Here is a 17,747-nt window from a genome sequence, read left to right on the forward strand (position 1 = left end):
AATTATCAATTATCAATTAAAAATACCCTTGTTGTTTCCTCTTTTCCATTGCGGCTTCAGAACGTTTATCGTCAATTCTGGCTCCTCTTTCAGAAATCGTAGAGCTTCTGATTTCTCCTACTACTTCTTCGATGGTTGCTGCATAAGATTCAACAGCTGCTGTACAGCTCATATCTCCAACGGTTCTAAAACGAACAATTCTTTCTTCGATTTGTTCGTCTTCTTCCTGGTACACAAAAGGAGAATGTGACCAGATCAAACCGTCTCTCAAAAAAACTTTTCTTTTATGTGAGAAGTAAATAGATGGAATTTCGATATGTTCTTTCTCGATATAACTCCATACATCTAATTCTGTCCAGTTTGAAATTGGGAAAACACGAACGTTTTGGCCATTCTCTATTTTTCCGTTCAAAATGTCAAATAATTCCGGACGTTGGTTTTTTTCATCCCATTGACCAAAATCGTCACGAACTGAAAAAATACGCTCTTTCGCTCTTGCCTTCTCCTCATCACGACGTGCTCCTCCGATACAGGCATCAAACTTAAATTCTTCAATTGCATCTAAAAGTGTGGTCGTCTGTAAACTGTTTCTACTGGAATATTTACCGGTTTCTTCTACCACTTTTCCTTCGTCGATAGCATCCTGAACATTACGTACGATTAATTCTAACCCTAACTCTTCTACCAATTTGTCTCTGAAAGCAATAGTTTCCGGAAAATTATGTCCGGTATCAACATGCAAAAGAGGAAACGGGATTTTGGCAGGGAAGAATGCTTTTTGTGCCAAACGCACTAATGTTATCGAATCTTTTCCTCCGGAGAAAAGTAAAACCGGTTTATCAAACTGTGAAATTACTTCTCTGAAAATATATATTGCTTCGCTCTCTAAAGCGTTTGTTTTTAATACTGAACTCATTTTGTTTTTTTGTTTCAAGTTTAAAGTTTCAGGTTGTTGTTTATTGTGAGTTTCCTAAAACTTTCTACTATTATTCTTTACTTTCTTTACTCTCCATCGGGTTAAACTCCGACGATATATTATAAATTTTCTTCTTTCATTCCCATCGGATTAAAATCCGACGCTACAATATGGGTCGTTCCTTCGTCTTCATCGGGTTGAAACCCGACACTACAATATCGGTCGTTCCTTCGGAACTCAAAAATCTATATTCTTTATTCTTTATTCTTTAATCTATTCTCTTGCCTCTAGCTTCTTTCTTCTACCTACTCTTTCTTAGCGCTATGCAATCCACATTCTTTATGACTGGATTCCCACCACCATCTTCCGGCTCTGATGTCTTCGCCCGGAAAAATTGCTCTCGTACAGGGTGCACAACCGATGCTTACAAAACCTTGTTTGTGCAAAGCATTTTGAGGAACATTGTTTTCAGACAAATAAGTTTCAACCTCTTCTAATGTCCATTTCAGTAAGGGATTGAACTTTATAATTTCAAAACCTCCGTCGTATTCAAACAATTGTAAGTCGTTTCTGTTCTCGGATTGTTCTGCTCTTAAACCTGTAATCCAGACCGAATTTCCTGCTAAAGCTTTTCGTAGCGGAACTACTTTTCGAATAAAACAGCATTCTTTTCTGTTCTCAACCGAATCATAAAAACTATTCGGCCCTTTTGACTGAAGTAAGCTCTCTATAGCTGCCGCTTCCGGGAAATAAACCTCAATTGGCTTTTTGTATTTTTTTAATGTTTTATGAAAAACATCATACGTTTCCTGAAATAATCTTCCGGTATCTAGTGTAAAAATGGCTATATCCTGATTGCTTTTTGCAATAAAATCAGTGATAACCTGATCTTCCTGTCCAAAAGATGTCGAAAAAATTACTTTCCCCGGGTATTCATTTGCTAAGAAAGCTAAGGTTTCATCCAGTGAAAAATCTTTCGTTTTATCTAATAATGATTGTATAATAGTCGCACTCATATTCTCTTTCTTTCCTTCTAAAAAATATTACAATAATTTAGATAATGTTTTAAAACTCAATAGTATTATTAAAATTCCAACTGCAATCATCATTGGCTTTCTTCTGATTTTATTTAAAAGATAAGCTCCTAATGGTGCTGCAATTACACCTCCTAAAATCAAACCGATGATAACCTGCCAGCCGTGGATTCCACCAAAAAGCATAAAGGTTATACCGCTTGCGAATGAAATTGCAAACTCGGCTGCATTTACAGAACCTATAGTGTATCTCGGGTTTCTTCCTCTTCCTAATAAGGTTGAAGTCACAATCGGCCCCCAGCCTCCACCTCCAACAGAATCCATAAAACCTCCAAAGATGGCCAGAAATCCTAATTTTTTAGTTTTCTTTTTGATGATCTTTTTAACTAAAGCTTTTCGAATAATTATAATCGCCAGAACAATCATATAAACTGCAATAAAAGGCTTTATAATATCTCCGTTAATCACATCCGATAGTAAATAAGCTCCCATTATTGAACCTAAAACCCCTGGAATTAATAAATGTTTGACCAATTTTTTATTGATATTTCCAAATCGGTGGTGAGAAAGTGCCGATGCTCCCGTGGTGAACATTTCAGAAACGTGAACCGCTGTACTGCTAATAACCGGCGGAACTCCGTATGCTAATAAAAATGATGTAGAAGTTGCTCCATATCCCATTCCTAAAGTTCCGTCTACCAATTGTGCAAAAACTCCAATAGCAAAAAATACTAAAAATTCCTGATTAAAACCGTCAACAAATGCATTCCATGAAAATTCCGCATGATGATTGTAAATCAAAGTCGCCAACAAACCTATCAGTAAAACTGCCGGTACCAAAACCCACAATCTTTCTTTAATTGTGACATCAGCCTTAATTGCTGCGGTATTTATTTTAAGCTCCTTTTCCATTCCTGTGATTTGTTTTAGCTTTAAAGCCTATTACCCTATCGGGTTAGTAGATTGAATGGCAAAATTACTACTTATTTCTAAATATCAAAACAATATTTGATTTTTTTACATCCTCTTTATTTTAATAGTAACAAAAAGGAATCCATAACAATTTCCATCAATCGTTAAACGGCTCAGAAAAACATATTAAACTGTGCTACAGAACTATAACAATGAAAATTTCATTCTTTTTTAAATAGCACTTTTAAAGTCTACCACATCCATAGGATAATTATAAAAATGTTGTTATTTTTACGGCAAATATTTATCCATGGATTTCCAAATAGGTCTTATAATTGCAGGTTTAGCAGTAGGTTTTATAGTGGGGTTAACAGGTGTTGGAGGCGGTTCTTTGATGACTCCCATTTTGTTGTGGTTTGGTATACCACCAACAACAGCGGTTGGAACAGATTTACTTTATGCTGCTTTTACTAAAGCCGGAGGGGTGTTCGTTCACAACAAAAAAGGCAATATCAATTGGAAAATTACGGGCTGGCTGACTCTCGGAAGTGTTCCTGCCGCTTTGATTACTTTATGGATTCTGAGCAGTATCAAAACCGACATTGAAACTATAAATCATGTTATCAAATACAGTTTAGGCTGGGCATTGTTATTTACTTCGGTTGCTATTATCTTTAAAAAGAAACTTTTAGAATTCTCTCAAAAACATGCCGGAGATAAATTTCACCGCGAAAGTACCACTCAAAACACACTAACTATTGCTATAGGTGTTCTATTAGGCGCTACTGTAACTCTAACTTCAATTGGTGCAGGAGCTTTAGGAACTGTCACTTTATTTTTTCTTTATCCGTTATTGCCAACCCCTCGTTTAGTTGGGACCGAAATTGCACATGCCGTTCCCTTGACATTAGTTGCCGGAATAGGACACGCTTCAATGGGAAATTTAGATCTTGCTTTATTAGCACAATTATTGATGGGCTCGCTTCCGGGAATTTATATGGGAAGTATGCTGAGCGGAAAAGTTCCGGATCAATTCCTTAGAAATGCGATTGCTGTAATGCTTTTTATGGCAGGATATAAATTGATTTTCTAAACGCATTCCTATTCTTTAAAATATAATCTGAATCTAAAAAGAAAAGACCATTTCATTAAAATATTGAAATGGTCTTTTTTATAGGAAATCCCGGAATGGAGATCTGATTAAAATGCAATATCTGCTAACGAGTTACTCTCCAGTATTTTAAGTGTATTATCTCTCACTTCGGTCATTAATCGGCGTGCAGCACAGGTAGATTCATCATCACAATCATCACATCTTTCGTAAAAATTATGACTGGCACAAGGAAGTAGTGCGATTGGCCCTTCCAAAATTCGATAGACTTTAGCCATACTGATATCTTTAGGATCCTTTATCAGATAATAACCTCCGCCCTTTCCTTTTTTAGCTCCCAGAAATCCTGAGTTCCTAAGCAGCAGCAAAATACTTTCTAAAAATTTAATCGAAATATGTTCACTTTTCGCAATTTCAGCAATTTGTACCGGCTCATTGTTTTCACGTCTGGCCAGATAAGTTAAAGCTTTGATTCCGTATTTAGTTTTCTTTGAAAGCACGTTGTATATATTTTAATTGCTGATTGCTCATTTTAGACTTTTGACCCAAAACAACAATCGCCTTGTTTTTCTGCCACAAAAATAAACTTTTTAAACGAGAATAGTAATAGAACAAAATTTTAAATTCTACCAAATTGATATAGTTTAAATAAAACCTAATAAAAAACGATTTTCAACTGCATTCACTATGAGTCAAAAATCGTTATTTATTTTAAATCAACTTCTGAGTTAAATCTAAAATCAGAAATCTAAAATTATTTTAAGAAAGCGCCTGTTTCAAATCAGCAATTACATCTTCTACGGTTTCTAAACCAACAGAAACACGTACAAGACCTTGTGTAATTCCGACTGCCAATTGATCTTCTTCAGACAACTTACTGTGTGTTGTTGAAGCAGGATGCGTCACAATCGATCTCGTATCGCCAATATTTGCAGATAACGAGCAAAGTTTTATTTTATCTAAAAATTTCCTTCCTGCTTCAATTCCGCCTTTAATTTCAAAAGCGATAATATTTCCACCCAATTTCATTTGCTTTTTGGCAATTTCATATTGTGGATGTGACTTCAAAAACGGATATTTTACACTATTCACATTTGGATGTGCCTCTAAAAACTCTGCTACTTTTAAAGCATTTTCGCAGTGTTTTTCAACGCGAACTGCTAATGTCTCTAAACTTTTTGACAAAACCCACGCATTAAACGGAGACAAAGCTGGTCCTGTATTTCTCGAGAACAAGTAAATCTGTCTGATTAAATCTTCGCTTCCGACAGTAACTCCGCCCAAAACTCTTCCCTGACCGTCAATCAATTTAGTTGCTGAATGTACTACCAAATGCGCTCCAAACTTTATAGGCTGCTGAAGGTAAGGCGTGGCAAAACAGTTATCGATAATCAAAATCAGGTTGTGTTTTTTAGCAAGATCACCTAACAATTGTAAATCGATCACATCAACACCCGGATTTGTAGGCGACTCTGCGTATAAAATTTTTGTATTCGGTTTAATGAATCCTTCAATGGTTTCCGGCTTGCTAATATCAAAATAAGAAGTTTCGATATTCCATTTTGGAAAATACGTCATAAACAAAGCATGTGTCGAGCCAAAAACACTGCTCGCAGACACGATATGATCTCCTGAATTTAATAAGGCCGCAAAAGTAGAATATACCGCTGCCATTCCGGTGGCAAAAGCATAGCCTGCCTCCGCCCCTTCCATTTTACAAATTTTGTCCACAAACTCTGTGGTATTCGGATTGCTGAAACGGCTGTAAATGTTTCTTTCTTTTTCTTCTGTAAAAGAAGCTCTCATGTCTTCGGCATCTTCAAATACAAAACTTGATGATAAGTATAATGGCACCGAATGCTCTAGATACTGACTTCTTTCTAATTGTGTCCTAATGGCTTGTGTTTCAAAACCAAATTCTTCTGTGTTCATTTTTTTTGTTTTTCTTGTTTCAAGTTTCAAGTTTTCAGCATTGTTTAAAACAAAAACTTAAAATTTAAACGGTATAACGTTATTAATTAATCTTCATTTTGAAAATTATCTAATTCTCAAATTGGCTAAAACACGAATTGCACTAGTTAACACTAATTCGCTTTTTTTATAAAATTTCACAAAGATTCACAAAGCCAAACACAGCGTTTCGGCAGAAGTTTAATGTGAATTTTTATTGTATAAAAATGGTCCAAAAATTATCTAATTATCTAATTGACTAATTATTTTAATTCTTCGTTGTTCAGAACTACTTTATATTTTATGGTAGCTGTAGGCTCAATTGTTTTGGAAACGGAGCAATATTTCTCAAAAGAAAGCTGGGCTGCACGTTGTGCTTTTTCAGGGTTAATATCTCCTTCTAAATAAAAAACCACATTGATTTCCTTAAAAGGTTTTGCTTCACCTACCTGCACACGCTCTCCTTCTACCTCAGCGTTAAAGGAAGTGATTTCCTGACGTTGTTTTTTTAAGATCGAAATCATATCAATGGCACTGCATCCCGCAACCCCCATCAATACTAATTCCATTGGACTTGGACCTAAATCACTTCCGCCAAATTCGGCTCTGCTGTCAACATCCACTACATGACCACGTTCGTTTTTAAGTTTAAAATGAAACGCGTCATTTACTCTATTCAAAGTTACTTTCATTGTGTTGTTATTTTTTTTTTTACTTTTTATTCTTTGTAATCTTATCCATTCGACGTAAGGAAAAATCACATTAGATTGTTGACAAAGATTAGAATTCTTCGTTGCGGAATTCCTTGTGTGATTTACTTCGTCTGTTCGCTATCGCTCGAGTCTCCTTACGTCGAAATGACAAATCAGAAATCTAAATCTAAATCTAAAATCTGCAATCTAAAATTTAAAACCCCTTACCCTTTATCTGACAATCTCAAAATATCACCAAATACTCCTCTCGCTGTTACAGCAGAGCCTGCACCTGCTCCCTGGATTACGATTGGACGGTCTCCGTAAGACTCTGTATAAATTTCAAAGAAAGAATCAGATCCTTTTAATCCGCCCAAAGCGGTGTCAGAAGGTACCGAAACTAACTTTACTTCCAAAATTCCTTTGTCGTTTTGCAAATCTCCCGACAATTCACCAATGTATCTCAATACGTGATTTGGCTTTTGATCGGCTTTTATTTTTTCATAAATCGGATCGAATTCTTTTAATTTCGTTAAGAAATCACCAACGTTTCCTTCACGCAAATGTTCCGGAATTAAATTCTGAATCGAAATTTCTTCAAATTCATTCTGCAAGTCTAATTCTCTTGCCAGAATCAATAATTTTCTTCCCACATCATTTCCGCATAAATCCTCACGAGGATCCGGTTCTGTGTATCCGTTATCAATCGCTTCCTGCAAAATCTTGCTAAACGGAACATCTTTTGCCGAAAAATTATTGAATAAATAACTTAGTGTTCCGGAGAATACTCCTTTTATTTTGGTGATGTTTTCTCCTGAAAGGTGTAATAATTTAATCGTATCAATTAATGGCAATCCGGCACCAACATTGGTTTCGTACAAATAATTCTTCTGATTTTCGGCTAAAGATTTTCTCAATTCTTTATAAAAACCATAACTTAGTGTATTGGCTACTTTGTTAGAAGAGATCAAATCGAAACTGCTCTCCACCAGCGGAATATAATTCTCCACAAATTTTGCACTGGCGGTATTATCAATCGCAATCAGGTTTTCTAAATGATGTTGATTCGCATAAGCAATAATATCCTGAATGGTATAGGCAAGTCCTTCCTTTTCAATGTCTGTTTTCCAGTTCGAACTTACTCCGTTTTTATCTAAAAGTACTTTTTTGGAATTGGCAATTGCAAAAACATTCAGTCTCACATCTTTTCTTTTCTCGATAGCGTCAGTCGATTCTAAAATCTGATTGATTAAAGTTCCTCCCACTAATCCATGACCAATAATGGCAATATTGATTTTTTTGGAAACTCCGAAAATCTCTCCGTGAATTACGTTTAAGGCTTTATGTAGTTCAGATTTTTTAACAACCAAACTCACGTTTTTACCCGTAACGGTGTTATTGAACAAAATCGGAACAATTTTATTTTTAATTAATGCCGTGTAGGGTTTATGAAAAGTACTCAAATCCTGACCGATAATCGAAATTACCGAAACATTATCGGTTACCGTAATTTGATTTACATCTTTAGAATAGAAGTCATTTTCGAACTCTTTTTCTAATTCGACCATGGCCAATGTAGCCTTGTCGGTCGCCACCACAAGACCAATGCCTCGCTCTGAAGAACCTTGCGAAATAATACTCACACTGATGTTGTGATCGCCCATTACTTTAAAAATTCGGGCATCTACACCTGCTTTCCCAAGTAATCCGCGACCCTCCAGATTCACCAGAGAAACATTTTCTAAAACAGAAAGTGTTTTAATTCCTTCTTTCGCAGAATCAGAGGTAATTAAAGTCCCGCGATTTTCATGATTAAAGGTATTTAAAATACGAAGCGGGATATTTTTTTCCAGTAACGGAATGATTGTTTTCGCATGTAAAATGGTAGCGCCAAAATTGGCTAATTCATTCGCCTCATTAAACGACAGGAATTCTATCTTTTTAGCATCGGCAACCAAATCAGGATTTGCGGTGTAAATTCCGTCAACATGTGTAAAATTCTGCAATTCTTCGGCATTCAGATAGTTTGCAATTAGCGACGCGGTATAGTTACTTCCGTTTCTTCCTAAAGTGGTTGTATCGTTATTATTGTTAGATCCAATAAAACCGGTCACGATGTTAACCGTTGAACCGTTGTGTTCTTTAAAATAATTGATCACATTTTTCTTAGAAAGCTGTTCCAAAGGCTGTGCGTCACCAAATTTAGAATCGGTTTTCAACAATTCTCTTGAATCGACAAAATTTGCCGGAACTCCTTTTCCGATTAGAATAGCTGTCAGCAATTTAGCCGAAAGTAATTCTCCTTTTGATAAAATCTGATCTTTAATTTTATTGCTGTAATCACCAATCAGGCTTACTCCTTCAAAAAGTTTCTCGAGCACATTAAATTCTTCAGATAAATCGACCTGAGGATAATCTGAAATCTGATACGCTTTAAAATTCTCAAATAACGGTTTATAATTACCGTTTTTAGCAGCAATTTTTAAAATGTATTCTAACTCGTCTGTTGCATTTCCGCGGGCTGAAACCACAACAGCTATTTTTTCATTCTGCTGTACTTTATCCGTAATAATTGAAACTACTTTATTAAGTCCTTCTCCGTTTGATAACGATTTACCGCCAAATTTTAATATTTTCATTTTATTTTTCTATTGTTTCTGCCTTAAAAATATCGGCAAGTAAATGATCTAATTGTTTGTACTCGATTAAAAAAGCGTCATGTCCGTGAACCGAATCTATTTCGCTGTAAGAAACATTGTCTTTGAACTTTTTTAATTCCTGAAAAGTCTCCCGATTTTCTTTGGGTATAAAAAACAAATCCGAATTGATTCCGATAATGTGAATCGCGGCGTCTGTTTTAGATAACAAAGTCTCGAAATCTTCTCTGTTTCTGGTGATGTCTATGGTTTTAAGCAATTGGTTCATCAATTTATATGAAGCCAATTGGTATCTTTTCTGTAGTTTTTCACCATGATGTGCCAACCAGCTTTCGATATTAAAAACAGGACGGTTGGTATTGATGGTACGTTGAAATTTCTCTTTGAATGATTCCGGAGACCTGTAACACAACATTGCATGAATTCTGGCATCTTCTATAGGTTTTGAAGAATTGTTCAAAATTTGCTCTTGTAAATAGCAATTGGCGATCATCCAGTCGGTCGACTTCCAATCCGTTGCGATGGGAATCAGATTTTGAGTAATGTTAGGTTCTAATGCAAGAATTTCCCAGGCGATGCCACCACCAACAGAACCTCCGATAATGGTATGTAGTTGGTGAATATTTAAAAGCTCCAGACCTTTAATAAAAATACGGGCAATATCTCTGGTAGTGAAATCCTGATAGTTTTCGATGATAAAGGAATCATTTCCGTTTCCGGGCACATTAAAAGCCAGTACGGTGAATTTATGGGTATCGATTGTTTTCTCTTCCCCAATAAGGTCATTCCACCAGCCGTTTGCTCCGGTGACCTCTGCATTCCCTGTCAAAGCATGATTAACGAGAACAATAGGCGCACTATACAATGGTAAACCGGAAAGTGTAAAACTTAAGGGTAATGATGAGTAGGACACACCACTTTCGGTGATGAATTCCTGAATTATAATGGGATTTGGTATATTTTCCAATTTCAAATCTTTTTAATTTTGATTTGTATGTGGAAATATTAGAAAGAAAGTCTAGAGTGAAACCAGAAAATTTCTTGTTGTTATCTTTCCACGTTTAGGCGTGGTAGAATGCAGCACCTTCTTCGAATTAACGAAGGGTTGCTAAGGATTCATCGGGTCTAATCCCTCGTCCTTTCTTTATAACATTTCAATACGTCTTTGAACTTAAAGGTGCAAATTAACTACTAATTTCTCAAACAAACAAATTTTATCGAAACTGATTCCTCAATTTCTTAAACATAATTCAAACAAAAACTAGTGTACGCAAAAAATTACCGAACAATTTGCCCAGTAAAATTAAGCAGGTTTCCCTCTATTTTATGATGCTTTTAGATTTAAATAAAAAGCGTTTCATTTTCTTTTGAATACATCAAAAACAATAATGAATCCGGATTTTTTTTCTCCGCTTTTTTATTTGTTTCAGTCACCCCGAATCTTGAATCGGTCAATTCATTTGTTGGCGGTGCATTGTTTCTTTTAGCTCTAATGTTTTTCAATGTTGAAAAAGTCTTTGTTAGGTAGTTTATTGTGCTCATGACATTTAAGTTTATGTTAGTTTGCGTGTTATTATCTTTATTTTATGTTTATTTCTTTGTTATCGTAACCAAATGGAATAAAAAAACCCTTTTGGATTTTTAATACCAAAAGGGTTCAAGTTTTTTACAACTTATATATACTTTTAGTATCAACAGACGCATACACAAATACGTGCGACGTTAAACATCTTGTTCATCTGTAGGGACTTATTCATCTGGGACTTAATTGCTATTTTAAAAAATTCTTGCATTTTTTCTATTTTAATAAACTTCTTTAAACTTTAGAAATATTTCTAATTTACTCTTTTTTAAATCAACAGAGTACAAAACTTTTGCCTCAATCGATGTAACTTTCATTCAGAATACTAAATTATTTCTTCTTTAGCTTTGAAGTCTTACAAATTTGCGAATATTTTATCAATTATGCAAGTGAGACTCAATAAATTAATCCCAAAAAACGTTAAAAAGCGACCTTTTTAGGTTAAAAAACATCTTACAAAATTAACATATCAATATTTAAAAGATAAATCTTACGAAAAATAACTTAAAAAACTTTCCTGTTTCATTATATCAAAGAACAACTTACTAGCATTTCGAAACCACTTACAACCAGACTGCTTCTTTATTTTTGATCTTTTCGGCTACTTTTAAAATATCTGTAATTACCCCCCTTGAAATGGCTTGCTTACAGGCCGAAGCACTTTGAATCACAATTGGAACAGCTGCATATGATTGTGTATAAATTTCGAAAATGGTATCTGATCCTTTCAACTGACCTATTGCTGAAGTAATAGGTTCTGAAACCAGTTTGACTTCTAATGTATTTTTTACAACATCAAATTCTCCCACATATCGCAGTACATGATCATCTGCCTGACTAATTTTAGCAATCTTAAACGATCGATCGATTGCTTCTTTATTCAGAATGCCGTTTTGCTCCAGATGCTCTTCATTAATAAGAGAATTAATTTTTATATCTGACAGCTCAAAATCTTTTCCAATTTCTCTCGTGAGAATCAGTAATTTTCGGGCTGTATCATTTCCGGATAAATCCTCTTTAAAGGTAGAACGCATTAAACCGAGTAAACTTGCATCTTTTAATAAAGAAGAGAAGGTTGTTTCTTCGGCAGCAAAGCGATTAAAAACATAACTCAGATTATCTGAAAAAACACCACGAATCTTTGTGATTTTTTCGCCTGAATAATACAGGTCTCTCAAAGTTTGCAAAACCGGAAATCCGGTATCTACTGAGGTTTCATACAAAAACTCTTTGTCGTACTTTTTAAGGTTTGACCTGATCTCTTTGTACAAATCAATCGGCAATGTATTGGCTTTTTTATTTACCGCTACAATATTAAACCCGTTTTCGATCAATGTGTTGTAGTGATGTATTAATTCATCGCTCGCAGTGGCATCTACAGCGATTAAATTTTCAAATTCATTTTCTTTGGCAAATTCAATAATATCCTGAACCTTAAAAGGAACGGCCAATTCCAGAAAATTGGTTTCCCAAGCATATCCTACGCCTTCTTTCTCGAAAAAAGCTACAGTTGAATTGGTGATAATTGGAAAGTGAAAATCGATATTCTTACTTTTGAGAAAAAACTCCTGACTTTCAATAATTTGATTGATCAAAGTACTCCCTATATTTCCAATTCCAAAAAGGATGATATTTATTTTAAGCTTTGACATAATTTTACTTTTTAATTTTTTAAACCTTATAACTATTTTAAGTACACTGTAGCACTCTACATTAAACCTCAACACCTATAAGGTTTAAAACTTTTATACTGATTTGCTTTTTATAAAAAATCACCTCTAGCAGAACTCACGCTGCTAAAGGCAATTTTTCAAACAAAAAACAAAAAAACCTAGTTTTTATTAATGCTGTATTGTGACTCGGTCACGCTTGCAAAAACAGTTTGCAAGTCAGCAATTAAATCTTCTATATCTTCCAGTCCAACGGAAAGTCGAACCAGATCTTTTGAAACTCCCGTTTCTAATTGTTCGGCATCAGACAATTGCTGATGCGTTGTACTTGCAGGATGAATGATTAATGACTTGGTATCGCCAATGTTGGCCAGAAGCGAGAAAAGTTTGGTTTCATCTACCACTTTTTTGGCTGCTTCAAAACCTCCTTTTAATCCAAAGGTAACGACACCACTTTGCCCTTTTGGCAAGTACTGCTGTGACAGGTCATAATATTTATTGTTTTTTAAGCCCGGATAATTCACCCAGGCTACTTCTTCCTGTTTTTCTAGCCAGGAAGCCAAAGCCAAAGCATTTTCGCTGTGTTTTTGAATTCGGATTGGTAAAGTCTCTAATCCCTGAATGATCTGGAAAGCATTAAACGGACTCAAAGCTGCTCCAAAATCACGTAATCCTTCGATTCTGGCTTTAGCAATGAAAGCGGCATTTCCTAAAGCTTCGTGATACACTAAGCCATGATATCCCGGTGAAGGTTCTGTGAACTCAGGAAATTTACCATTGGCCCAGTCAAAAGTTCCGGCGTCGATAATGGCTCCTCCTAATGAGGTTCCGTTTCCTGAAATATATTTGGTAAGGGAGTGAATGACAATGTCTGCTCCGTAAGCAATCGGATTTAATAAATACGGAGTAGCTACTGTATTGTCTACAATAAAAGGAACCTTAAATTTTTTAGCTTCTGCTGAAATCGCTTTCAGATCGAGCACATCTAATTTTGGGTTTCCTAAAGATTCAACAAAAAATGCCCGTGTGTTTTCTTTGGCAGCTTTAGTGAAATTTTCGGGTTTTGAAGGATCTACAAAGGTAGTTGTGATCCCTAACCGCGGTAAAGTTACACTCAATAAATTATACGTTCCTCCGTACAAACTATTTGAAGCCACAATATGATCTCCTGCTTTTAGCAAAGTCAATAAAGATGTGGAAATTGCAGAGGCTCCTGAGGCTGTAACTACTGCCCCAATTCCACCTTCAAGCGCCGCAAGACGTTGTTCCAAAACATCATTTGTAGGGTTATTTAATCGGGTGTAAATGAATCCGGCTTCAGCAAGACCAAATAAATTGGCTGCATGATCTGAATTGTTAAAAACATACGATGATGTCTGGTAAATTGGAACTGCTCTGGTTCCTGCATTTTTAGTAACATCGTGTCCTGCGTGTAGTGCGTTTGTGGCAAATTTTTGTGTGCTCATGATTTCTTAGTTTTAGGTATTGTTTATAGCTTTTGGTTTATTCTTTAATTATTACAGTCGTTTTTATATCTCAAATAAAAAGATCTTCTTCTTCATGCAGGTACATTTGGAAAAGCAGAGAATTTGATTCACTCGAATAAAGCTCTCCTTTTATTTTAGCTGTATTCACTTTTCTACTTTTAACTGCAGCTGCAAATCGTTTATAATCGGTTTTCAATCTGTATAAAATCTCTCTTACTATAATATGTAGTGTTTTCATGATACTTGTTTTAGTTTCGGAATTAAAAAAGCCCTTTCGGATGGCGACCAAAAGGGCTTATAGTTCTAACTATAACAAAGATTTACTCTTTCACTTTTGGTAACAGCAATTTGGGATGCACATTTGCATCATCTCACAACACATCATCATACTATTTGCTATTGTTTTCATTTTTATTTTATTTAAAATTAATGTCTTTTTTAATTCGACTAATTCTATAGAGTAAATGTAATAAGTATTTTCCTAACTACCAAATTAAATATCAATATTTAATGTAAAATTTTTATTACTCCCTGTAAATGCAGGTATTATAGTTATGAAAAAATAAAAAACAGCCACAGATTAAGGGATTAATATGATTATCAGATCAACGTAAATCCGTTTAATCCTTATAATCTGCGGCCAATATTATGGTCTTAGAACTTAAAACTCAATCTAGCGAAACCAAATCTTCCGTTTAATCCAAATTGTGATACTGCTCTGGAATAAGCAAACTGATTGGCGTTGCTTAAATCTGTACTTGGCGCAGGCGACAAGGTTGGCGTTGTATTGGTAAAAGCAGGTGTTGCTGGATTATTTCGGTCCGGATAAACATCACCTATATTATTAAACCCAACGGTTAATCTGAATTTCTCGTTAATCTGATATCCAAAAGACAAATCGGTAACCAATTTAGCGCTGTATTCAGGATGTTCGTAAACAGAAGATGATCCGTCTAAATTTACATCTGTTGCTCCCGGATCTGTCACTGCTCCGAAATAACTGTTTCTTAAATAAATATCCAGTTTTTTGATACTAAACGTAGTCGTCAAATTGGCTTTCAATTTTGGAATGGCTTCTTCTAAATAAATTCGGCTTGACTCCGGAAAGAATGAATATTTAAAAGGCTCTCCACCTGCATTGATGATCGATTGAGGAACATTTAATTCTCCTACTCTTTTGGTGGTATTGTAGCTCAACGCAAAATCATTTCTGATCGTGAAATCCGGAATAACATTGTATTTATGTGAAATTACAACATCAACACCTTTCGTTTCAGAGTTGATTCCATTGGTCCAGAACGAAGCTCTTTCCACACCTTTTAAATCAAAGGCCTGTTGAAATAAAGTTAAGGCATCTTTTTGTTCCGGCGATGTTGCTGCATTAATCTGTGCATCTGTTGGTCTTGCATACTGTCCGGTTAACACCACTCTATCATCGATTCTGGTAAAATAAGCATCTGTTGCAATGGTAATGTTTGCTTCAGGAATCTTGAATGTAAATCCGGTACTGATACTTTTTGATTTCTCCGCTTTTAAGTTTTCAACCCCAATACTTTTGGCTGCTTGTGAATCGTTTGTAAAGTACCCCACCTGATAAGGAGAACCGTTTATGAACTGAGTTGAGCTGCTTTCAAAATATTTTTGCTGTAGTGAAGGAGCTCTAAAACCTGTTTGTCCTGAAATCCTCCAGTTGATATTGTCTGTTAATTTCAAAAGAGACGCCAGTTTAAAGGTAACGGTACTTCCAAAATCAGAATAGTTCTCGTAACGCGCTGCTCCGTTTAGAAGCCAGTTTTCTGTTGCATTTAATTCTAAATCTACATAAGCCGCACCACTTTTTCTGTCCTTAACTTTAGCATCTGAAGGCTGAAACCCCGAGAATCCTTGTGCTCCGGCTCCACGCTTATTCCCGAAAAAGTCGGTTACGATTAAAGGCGAATTGCTTGGTAAAATTCCGGGAACTAAATTTCCGTTGGTATCATACAATCCGTAAGAAGCTTCTTCTCCCTGTTGAATCTGATAATTTTCATATCTGAATTCTCCACCAAAGGCAACATTCAGGCCGTTTAAAACATCGTACTTTTTACTTAAATCCAAGTTGGTTGTACTTTGCAAAAACGAAACTTTACCGGCATAAAAACTCGAAGCCGAATTGGTTCCCAAAGTAGCATTAATAGTATTGTTCACATCATATTTAAAAGAGTTTGTCCCGAGGTTTGTACTGATATCGGTGTCAAAACCGAATAATTCTGTTGTAGCCCCAACTGCCGCAGAAGCATCTAAGATTGAAGATTCTATTTCCGGTAAAAATCCATTTTGATATACCTGTGTAAAAGTTCCTGAACCGTTTGGAAGCCTGTTAAAAGCATACGATCTACCATTTCTATAAGACAAACCTCCAAATGAATATAAAGATGTTGTTTCGGTTAACGGATACTTTGTATTGTAATATAATTGTCCAGATGCTAATTCCGACTGACCTACACTCATATTATAGTCGCTTCTTTCCTGACCTCTGTACGCCAATTCATTATTGGTTACATCAAAATTCAAAGCAGTCTGCATTTGTGCAATAGTACCTGCCGAAGCAATAGCATTTTGCTGTGCCGGTGTAAAATAACCCACCTGTGGTGCATACTGTTTAAGCGAATTCAAAATTTGCGCTGAATTTGGGGTATTATTAATATTACTGAAAAATGAATTAATGTTCACACCGTTCTGAGCTGCTCTGTTCTCGACAGCATTGTAGGCATTAAAAATTGCGTTGCTTCTAATTCCCGCACGGCTTGTTGCCTGTCTGGTCACAGCGCTACCGGTAACATTAAGGAAACTCCCTGCTTTACCCAAAGAAGTTCCGTAATTTAAATCAACTTGTAGATTTTGACCATCGGCTCCTCCTTTAAAATTATTCGATCCCGAAGATAAGTTGGTACCATACTGTATGCCTCCTGAAAGATAGTTGGCATTTTTTTTCAATACGATATTAATAACTCCCGCAATCGCATCCGAACCGTACTGAGCCGCTGCACCGTCACGTAAAACCTCGATTCTTTCAATAGCAAATGAAGGTATGGCATTTAAATCTGTTCCTACAGATCCTCTTCCCGGCGATCCATTAATGTTGACTAATGAACTTGTATGTCTTCTTTTTCCGTTTACCAAAATCAAAACCTGATCCGGCCCTAAACCTCTTAACTGTGCCGGATCAACGTGGTCTGTCGCATCTGCTGTAGAAGTTGCGTTACTCGTAAAAGAAGGTGCCACATAATTTAAAATTTGGGTTACGCTGGTTTGCGGCGCTCCTTTTGTTATTTCTGAAATATTAAAAACGTCAACCGGAACCGGTACATCTGTTTTTACTCTGTTTTTGCTGCGCGACCCTACAATGGTCACTTCGGTCAATTCATTATTTTTTAAACTGTCCTGCTCTTTTTTATTCTCCTGTGCATAAATGCCCGAAAAGGTCAAAAGACTTAAAGCTACTACTACATTCTTTTTCATTACTTTTTTCTGGTTTTATATTGTTTTCTGACTTAAAAAGTGATTTACAATCCGGTTTCTTTTTGGAACAAAAAAAACCCCTGCGAGCGGCAGAGGTTCTATATGTATATTTCTTTAAAAAAAACTACAACAGTGTCTCTGCGGAAGGCTCCGGCATCATACATGACATATTGCAAATCGTTAATTTCATTTTTTGTTTTATTTTGATGGGGCAAATTTGCGAACTATTTTTTAA

14 protein-coding genes and 1 riboswitch are annotated in these 17,747 nt (G+C 35.7%); of the genes, 1 reads left to right on the plus strand and 13 read right to left on the minus strand.

The genetic code is table 11. The features are described from left to right. Nucleotides 1-16 precede the first annotated feature (16 nt). The 3 genes from cysD to BHE19_RS02980 form a co-directional block, all read right to left on the minus strand. Complete coding sequence (gene cysD / locus BHE19_RS02970) at nt 17-934, minus strand: sulfate adenylyltransferase subunit CysD (RefSeq protein ID WP_202700681.1); 918 nt, start codon at nt 932-934, stop codon at nt 17-19. Nucleotides 935-1,221: 287 nt separating this feature from the next. After that, a complete protein-coding gene (locus tag BHE19_RS02975) occupies nt 1,222-1,932 on the minus strand; it encodes a phosphoadenylyl-sulfate reductase (protein WP_070905880.1) in 711 nt (236 codons plus the stop codon). Nucleotides 1,933-1,959: 27 nt separating this feature from the next. Further along, nucleotides 1,960-2,862 carry a sulfite exporter TauE/SafE family protein gene (locus BHE19_RS02980; protein WP_070905881.1) on the minus strand — a complete coding sequence of 301 codons (903 nt, stop codon included), beginning with the start codon at nt 2,860-2,862 and terminating at the stop codon, nt 1,960-1,962. Between the two features lie 310 nt (nt 2,863-3,172). Between BHE19_RS02980 and BHE19_RS02985 the strand changes: the two genes are divergently transcribed. Then, nucleotides 3,173-3,955 (plus strand): sulfite exporter TauE/SafE family protein, encoded by a 783-nt coding sequence (locus BHE19_RS02985; RefSeq protein WP_070905882.1) that lies wholly within the window; start codon nt 3,173-3,175, stop codon nt 3,953-3,955. A gap of 107 nt (nt 3,956-4,062) precedes the next feature. Here the strand turns inward: BHE19_RS02985 and BHE19_RS02990 are convergent, their stop codons facing one another. The 10 genes from BHE19_RS02990 to BHE19_RS03035 form a co-directional block, all read right to left on the minus strand. Next, nucleotides 4,063-4,473, minus strand: coding sequence for an RrF2 family transcriptional regulator (locus tag BHE19_RS02990; protein ID WP_008466594.1), 411 nt, complete (start codon nt 4,471-4,473; stop codon nt 4,063-4,065). A 259-nt stretch (nt 4,474-4,732) separates the two neighbouring features. After that, nucleotides 4,733-5,905, minus strand: a complete 1,173-nt coding sequence (locus BHE19_RS02995; protein ID WP_070906559.1) for a trans-sulfuration enzyme family protein — start codon at nt 5,903-5,905, stop codon at nt 4,733-4,735. 281 nt (nt 5,906-6,186) lie between these two features. Continuing rightward, entirely contained in the window at nt 6,187-6,615 is a 429-nt protein-coding gene (locus tag BHE19_RS03000) for an OsmC family protein (protein ID WP_017497290.1), read from the minus strand. 224 nt (nt 6,616-6,839) lie between these two features. Continuing rightward, nucleotides 6,840-9,254, minus strand: coding sequence for a bifunctional aspartate kinase/homoserine dehydrogenase I (gene thrA, locus BHE19_RS03005; protein WP_070905883.1), 2,415 nt, complete (start codon nt 9,252-9,254; stop codon nt 6,840-6,842). A 1-nt stretch (nt 9,255) separates the two neighbouring features. Then, entirely contained in the window at nt 9,256-10,245 is a 990-nt protein-coding gene (locus BHE19_RS03010) for an alpha/beta fold hydrolase (protein ID WP_070905884.1), read from the minus strand. Between the two features lie 71 nt (nt 10,246-10,316). Continuing rightward, nucleotides 10,317-10,425: riboswitch (SAM riboswitch) on the minus strand. Between the two features lie 188 nt (nt 10,426-10,613). Then, nucleotides 10,614-10,814: a hypothetical protein gene (locus BHE19_RS03015; protein ID WP_026110069.1), complete on the minus strand. Its 201-nt coding sequence runs from the start codon at nt 10,812-10,814 to the stop codon at nt 10,614-10,616. Between the two features lie 603 nt (nt 10,815-11,417). Further along, complete coding sequence (locus BHE19_RS03020) at nt 11,418-12,506, minus strand: homoserine dehydrogenase family protein (RefSeq protein WP_017497295.1); 1,089 nt, start codon at nt 12,504-12,506, stop codon at nt 11,418-11,420. Between the two features lie 179 nt (nt 12,507-12,685). Next, on the minus strand, nt 12,686-13,990 hold the full coding sequence (locus BHE19_RS03025; protein WP_070905885.1) for an O-acetylhomoserine aminocarboxypropyltransferase/cysteine synthase family protein: 1,305 nt from the start codon (nt 13,988-13,990) through the stop codon (nt 12,686-12,688). A 70-nt stretch (nt 13,991-14,060) separates the two neighbouring features. After that, a complete protein-coding gene (locus tag BHE19_RS03030) occupies nt 14,061-14,249 on the minus strand; it encodes a hypothetical protein (protein WP_070905886.1) in 189 nt (62 codons plus the stop codon). Between the two features lie 416 nt (nt 14,250-14,665). Continuing rightward, nucleotides 14,666-17,512, minus strand: a complete 2,847-nt coding sequence (locus tag BHE19_RS03035; RefSeq protein ID WP_070905887.1) for a TonB-dependent receptor plug domain-containing protein — start codon at nt 17,510-17,512, stop codon at nt 14,666-14,668. Between the last annotated feature and the right edge of the window lie 235 nt (nt 17,513-17,747).

It is taken from the genome of Flavobacterium tructae, from assembly GCF_001853485.1.
Lineage (GTDB): Bacteria > Bacteroidota > Bacteroidia > Flavobacteriales > Flavobacteriaceae > Flavobacterium > Flavobacterium tructae.

What these genes read in the sequence shown, in the direction of transcription:
- BHE19_RS03025 (WP_070905885.1), bottom strand. Translation starts at nt 13,990, where the DNA reads ATGAGCACACAAAAATTTGCCACAAACGCACTACACGCAGGACACGAT.
- BHE19_RS03035 (WP_070905887.1), bottom strand. Translation starts at nt 17,512, where the DNA reads ATGAAAAAGAATGTAGTAGTAGCTTTAAGTCTTTTGACCTTTTCGGGC.
- BHE19_RS03020 (WP_017497295.1), bottom strand. Translation starts at nt 12,506, where the DNA reads ATGTCAAAGCTTAAAATAAATATCATCCTTTTTGGAATTGGAAATATA.
- BHE19_RS02975 (WP_070905880.1), bottom strand. Translation starts at nt 1,932, where the DNA reads ATGAGTGCGACTATTATACAATCATTATTAGATAAAACGAAAGATTTT.
- BHE19_RS03030 (WP_070905886.1), bottom strand. Translation starts at nt 14,249, where the DNA reads ATGAAAACACTACATATTATAGTAAGAGAGATTTTATACAGATTGAAA.
- BHE19_RS03015 (WP_026110069.1), bottom strand. Translation starts at nt 10,814, where the DNA reads ATGAGCACAATAAACTACCTAACAAAGACTTTTTCAACATTGAAAAAC.
- BHE19_RS02995 (WP_070906559.1), bottom strand. Translation starts at nt 5,905, where the DNA reads ATGAACACAGAAGAATTTGGTTTTGAAACACAAGCCATTAGGACACAA.
- thrA (WP_070905883.1), bottom strand. Translation starts at nt 9,254, where the DNA reads ATGAAAATATTAAAATTTGGCGGTAAATCGTTATCAAACGGAGAAGGA.
- BHE19_RS03000 (WP_017497290.1), bottom strand. Translation starts at nt 6,615, where the DNA reads ATGAAAGTAACTTTGAATAGAGTAAATGACGCGTTTCATTTTAAACTT.
- BHE19_RS02985 (WP_070905882.1), top strand. Translation starts at nt 3,173, where the DNA reads ATGGATTTCCAAATAGGTCTTATAATTGCAGGTTTAGCAGTAGGTTTT.
- BHE19_RS02980 (WP_070905881.1), bottom strand. Translation starts at nt 2,862, where the DNA reads ATGGAAAAGGAGCTTAAAATAAATACCGCAGCAATTAAGGCTGATGTC.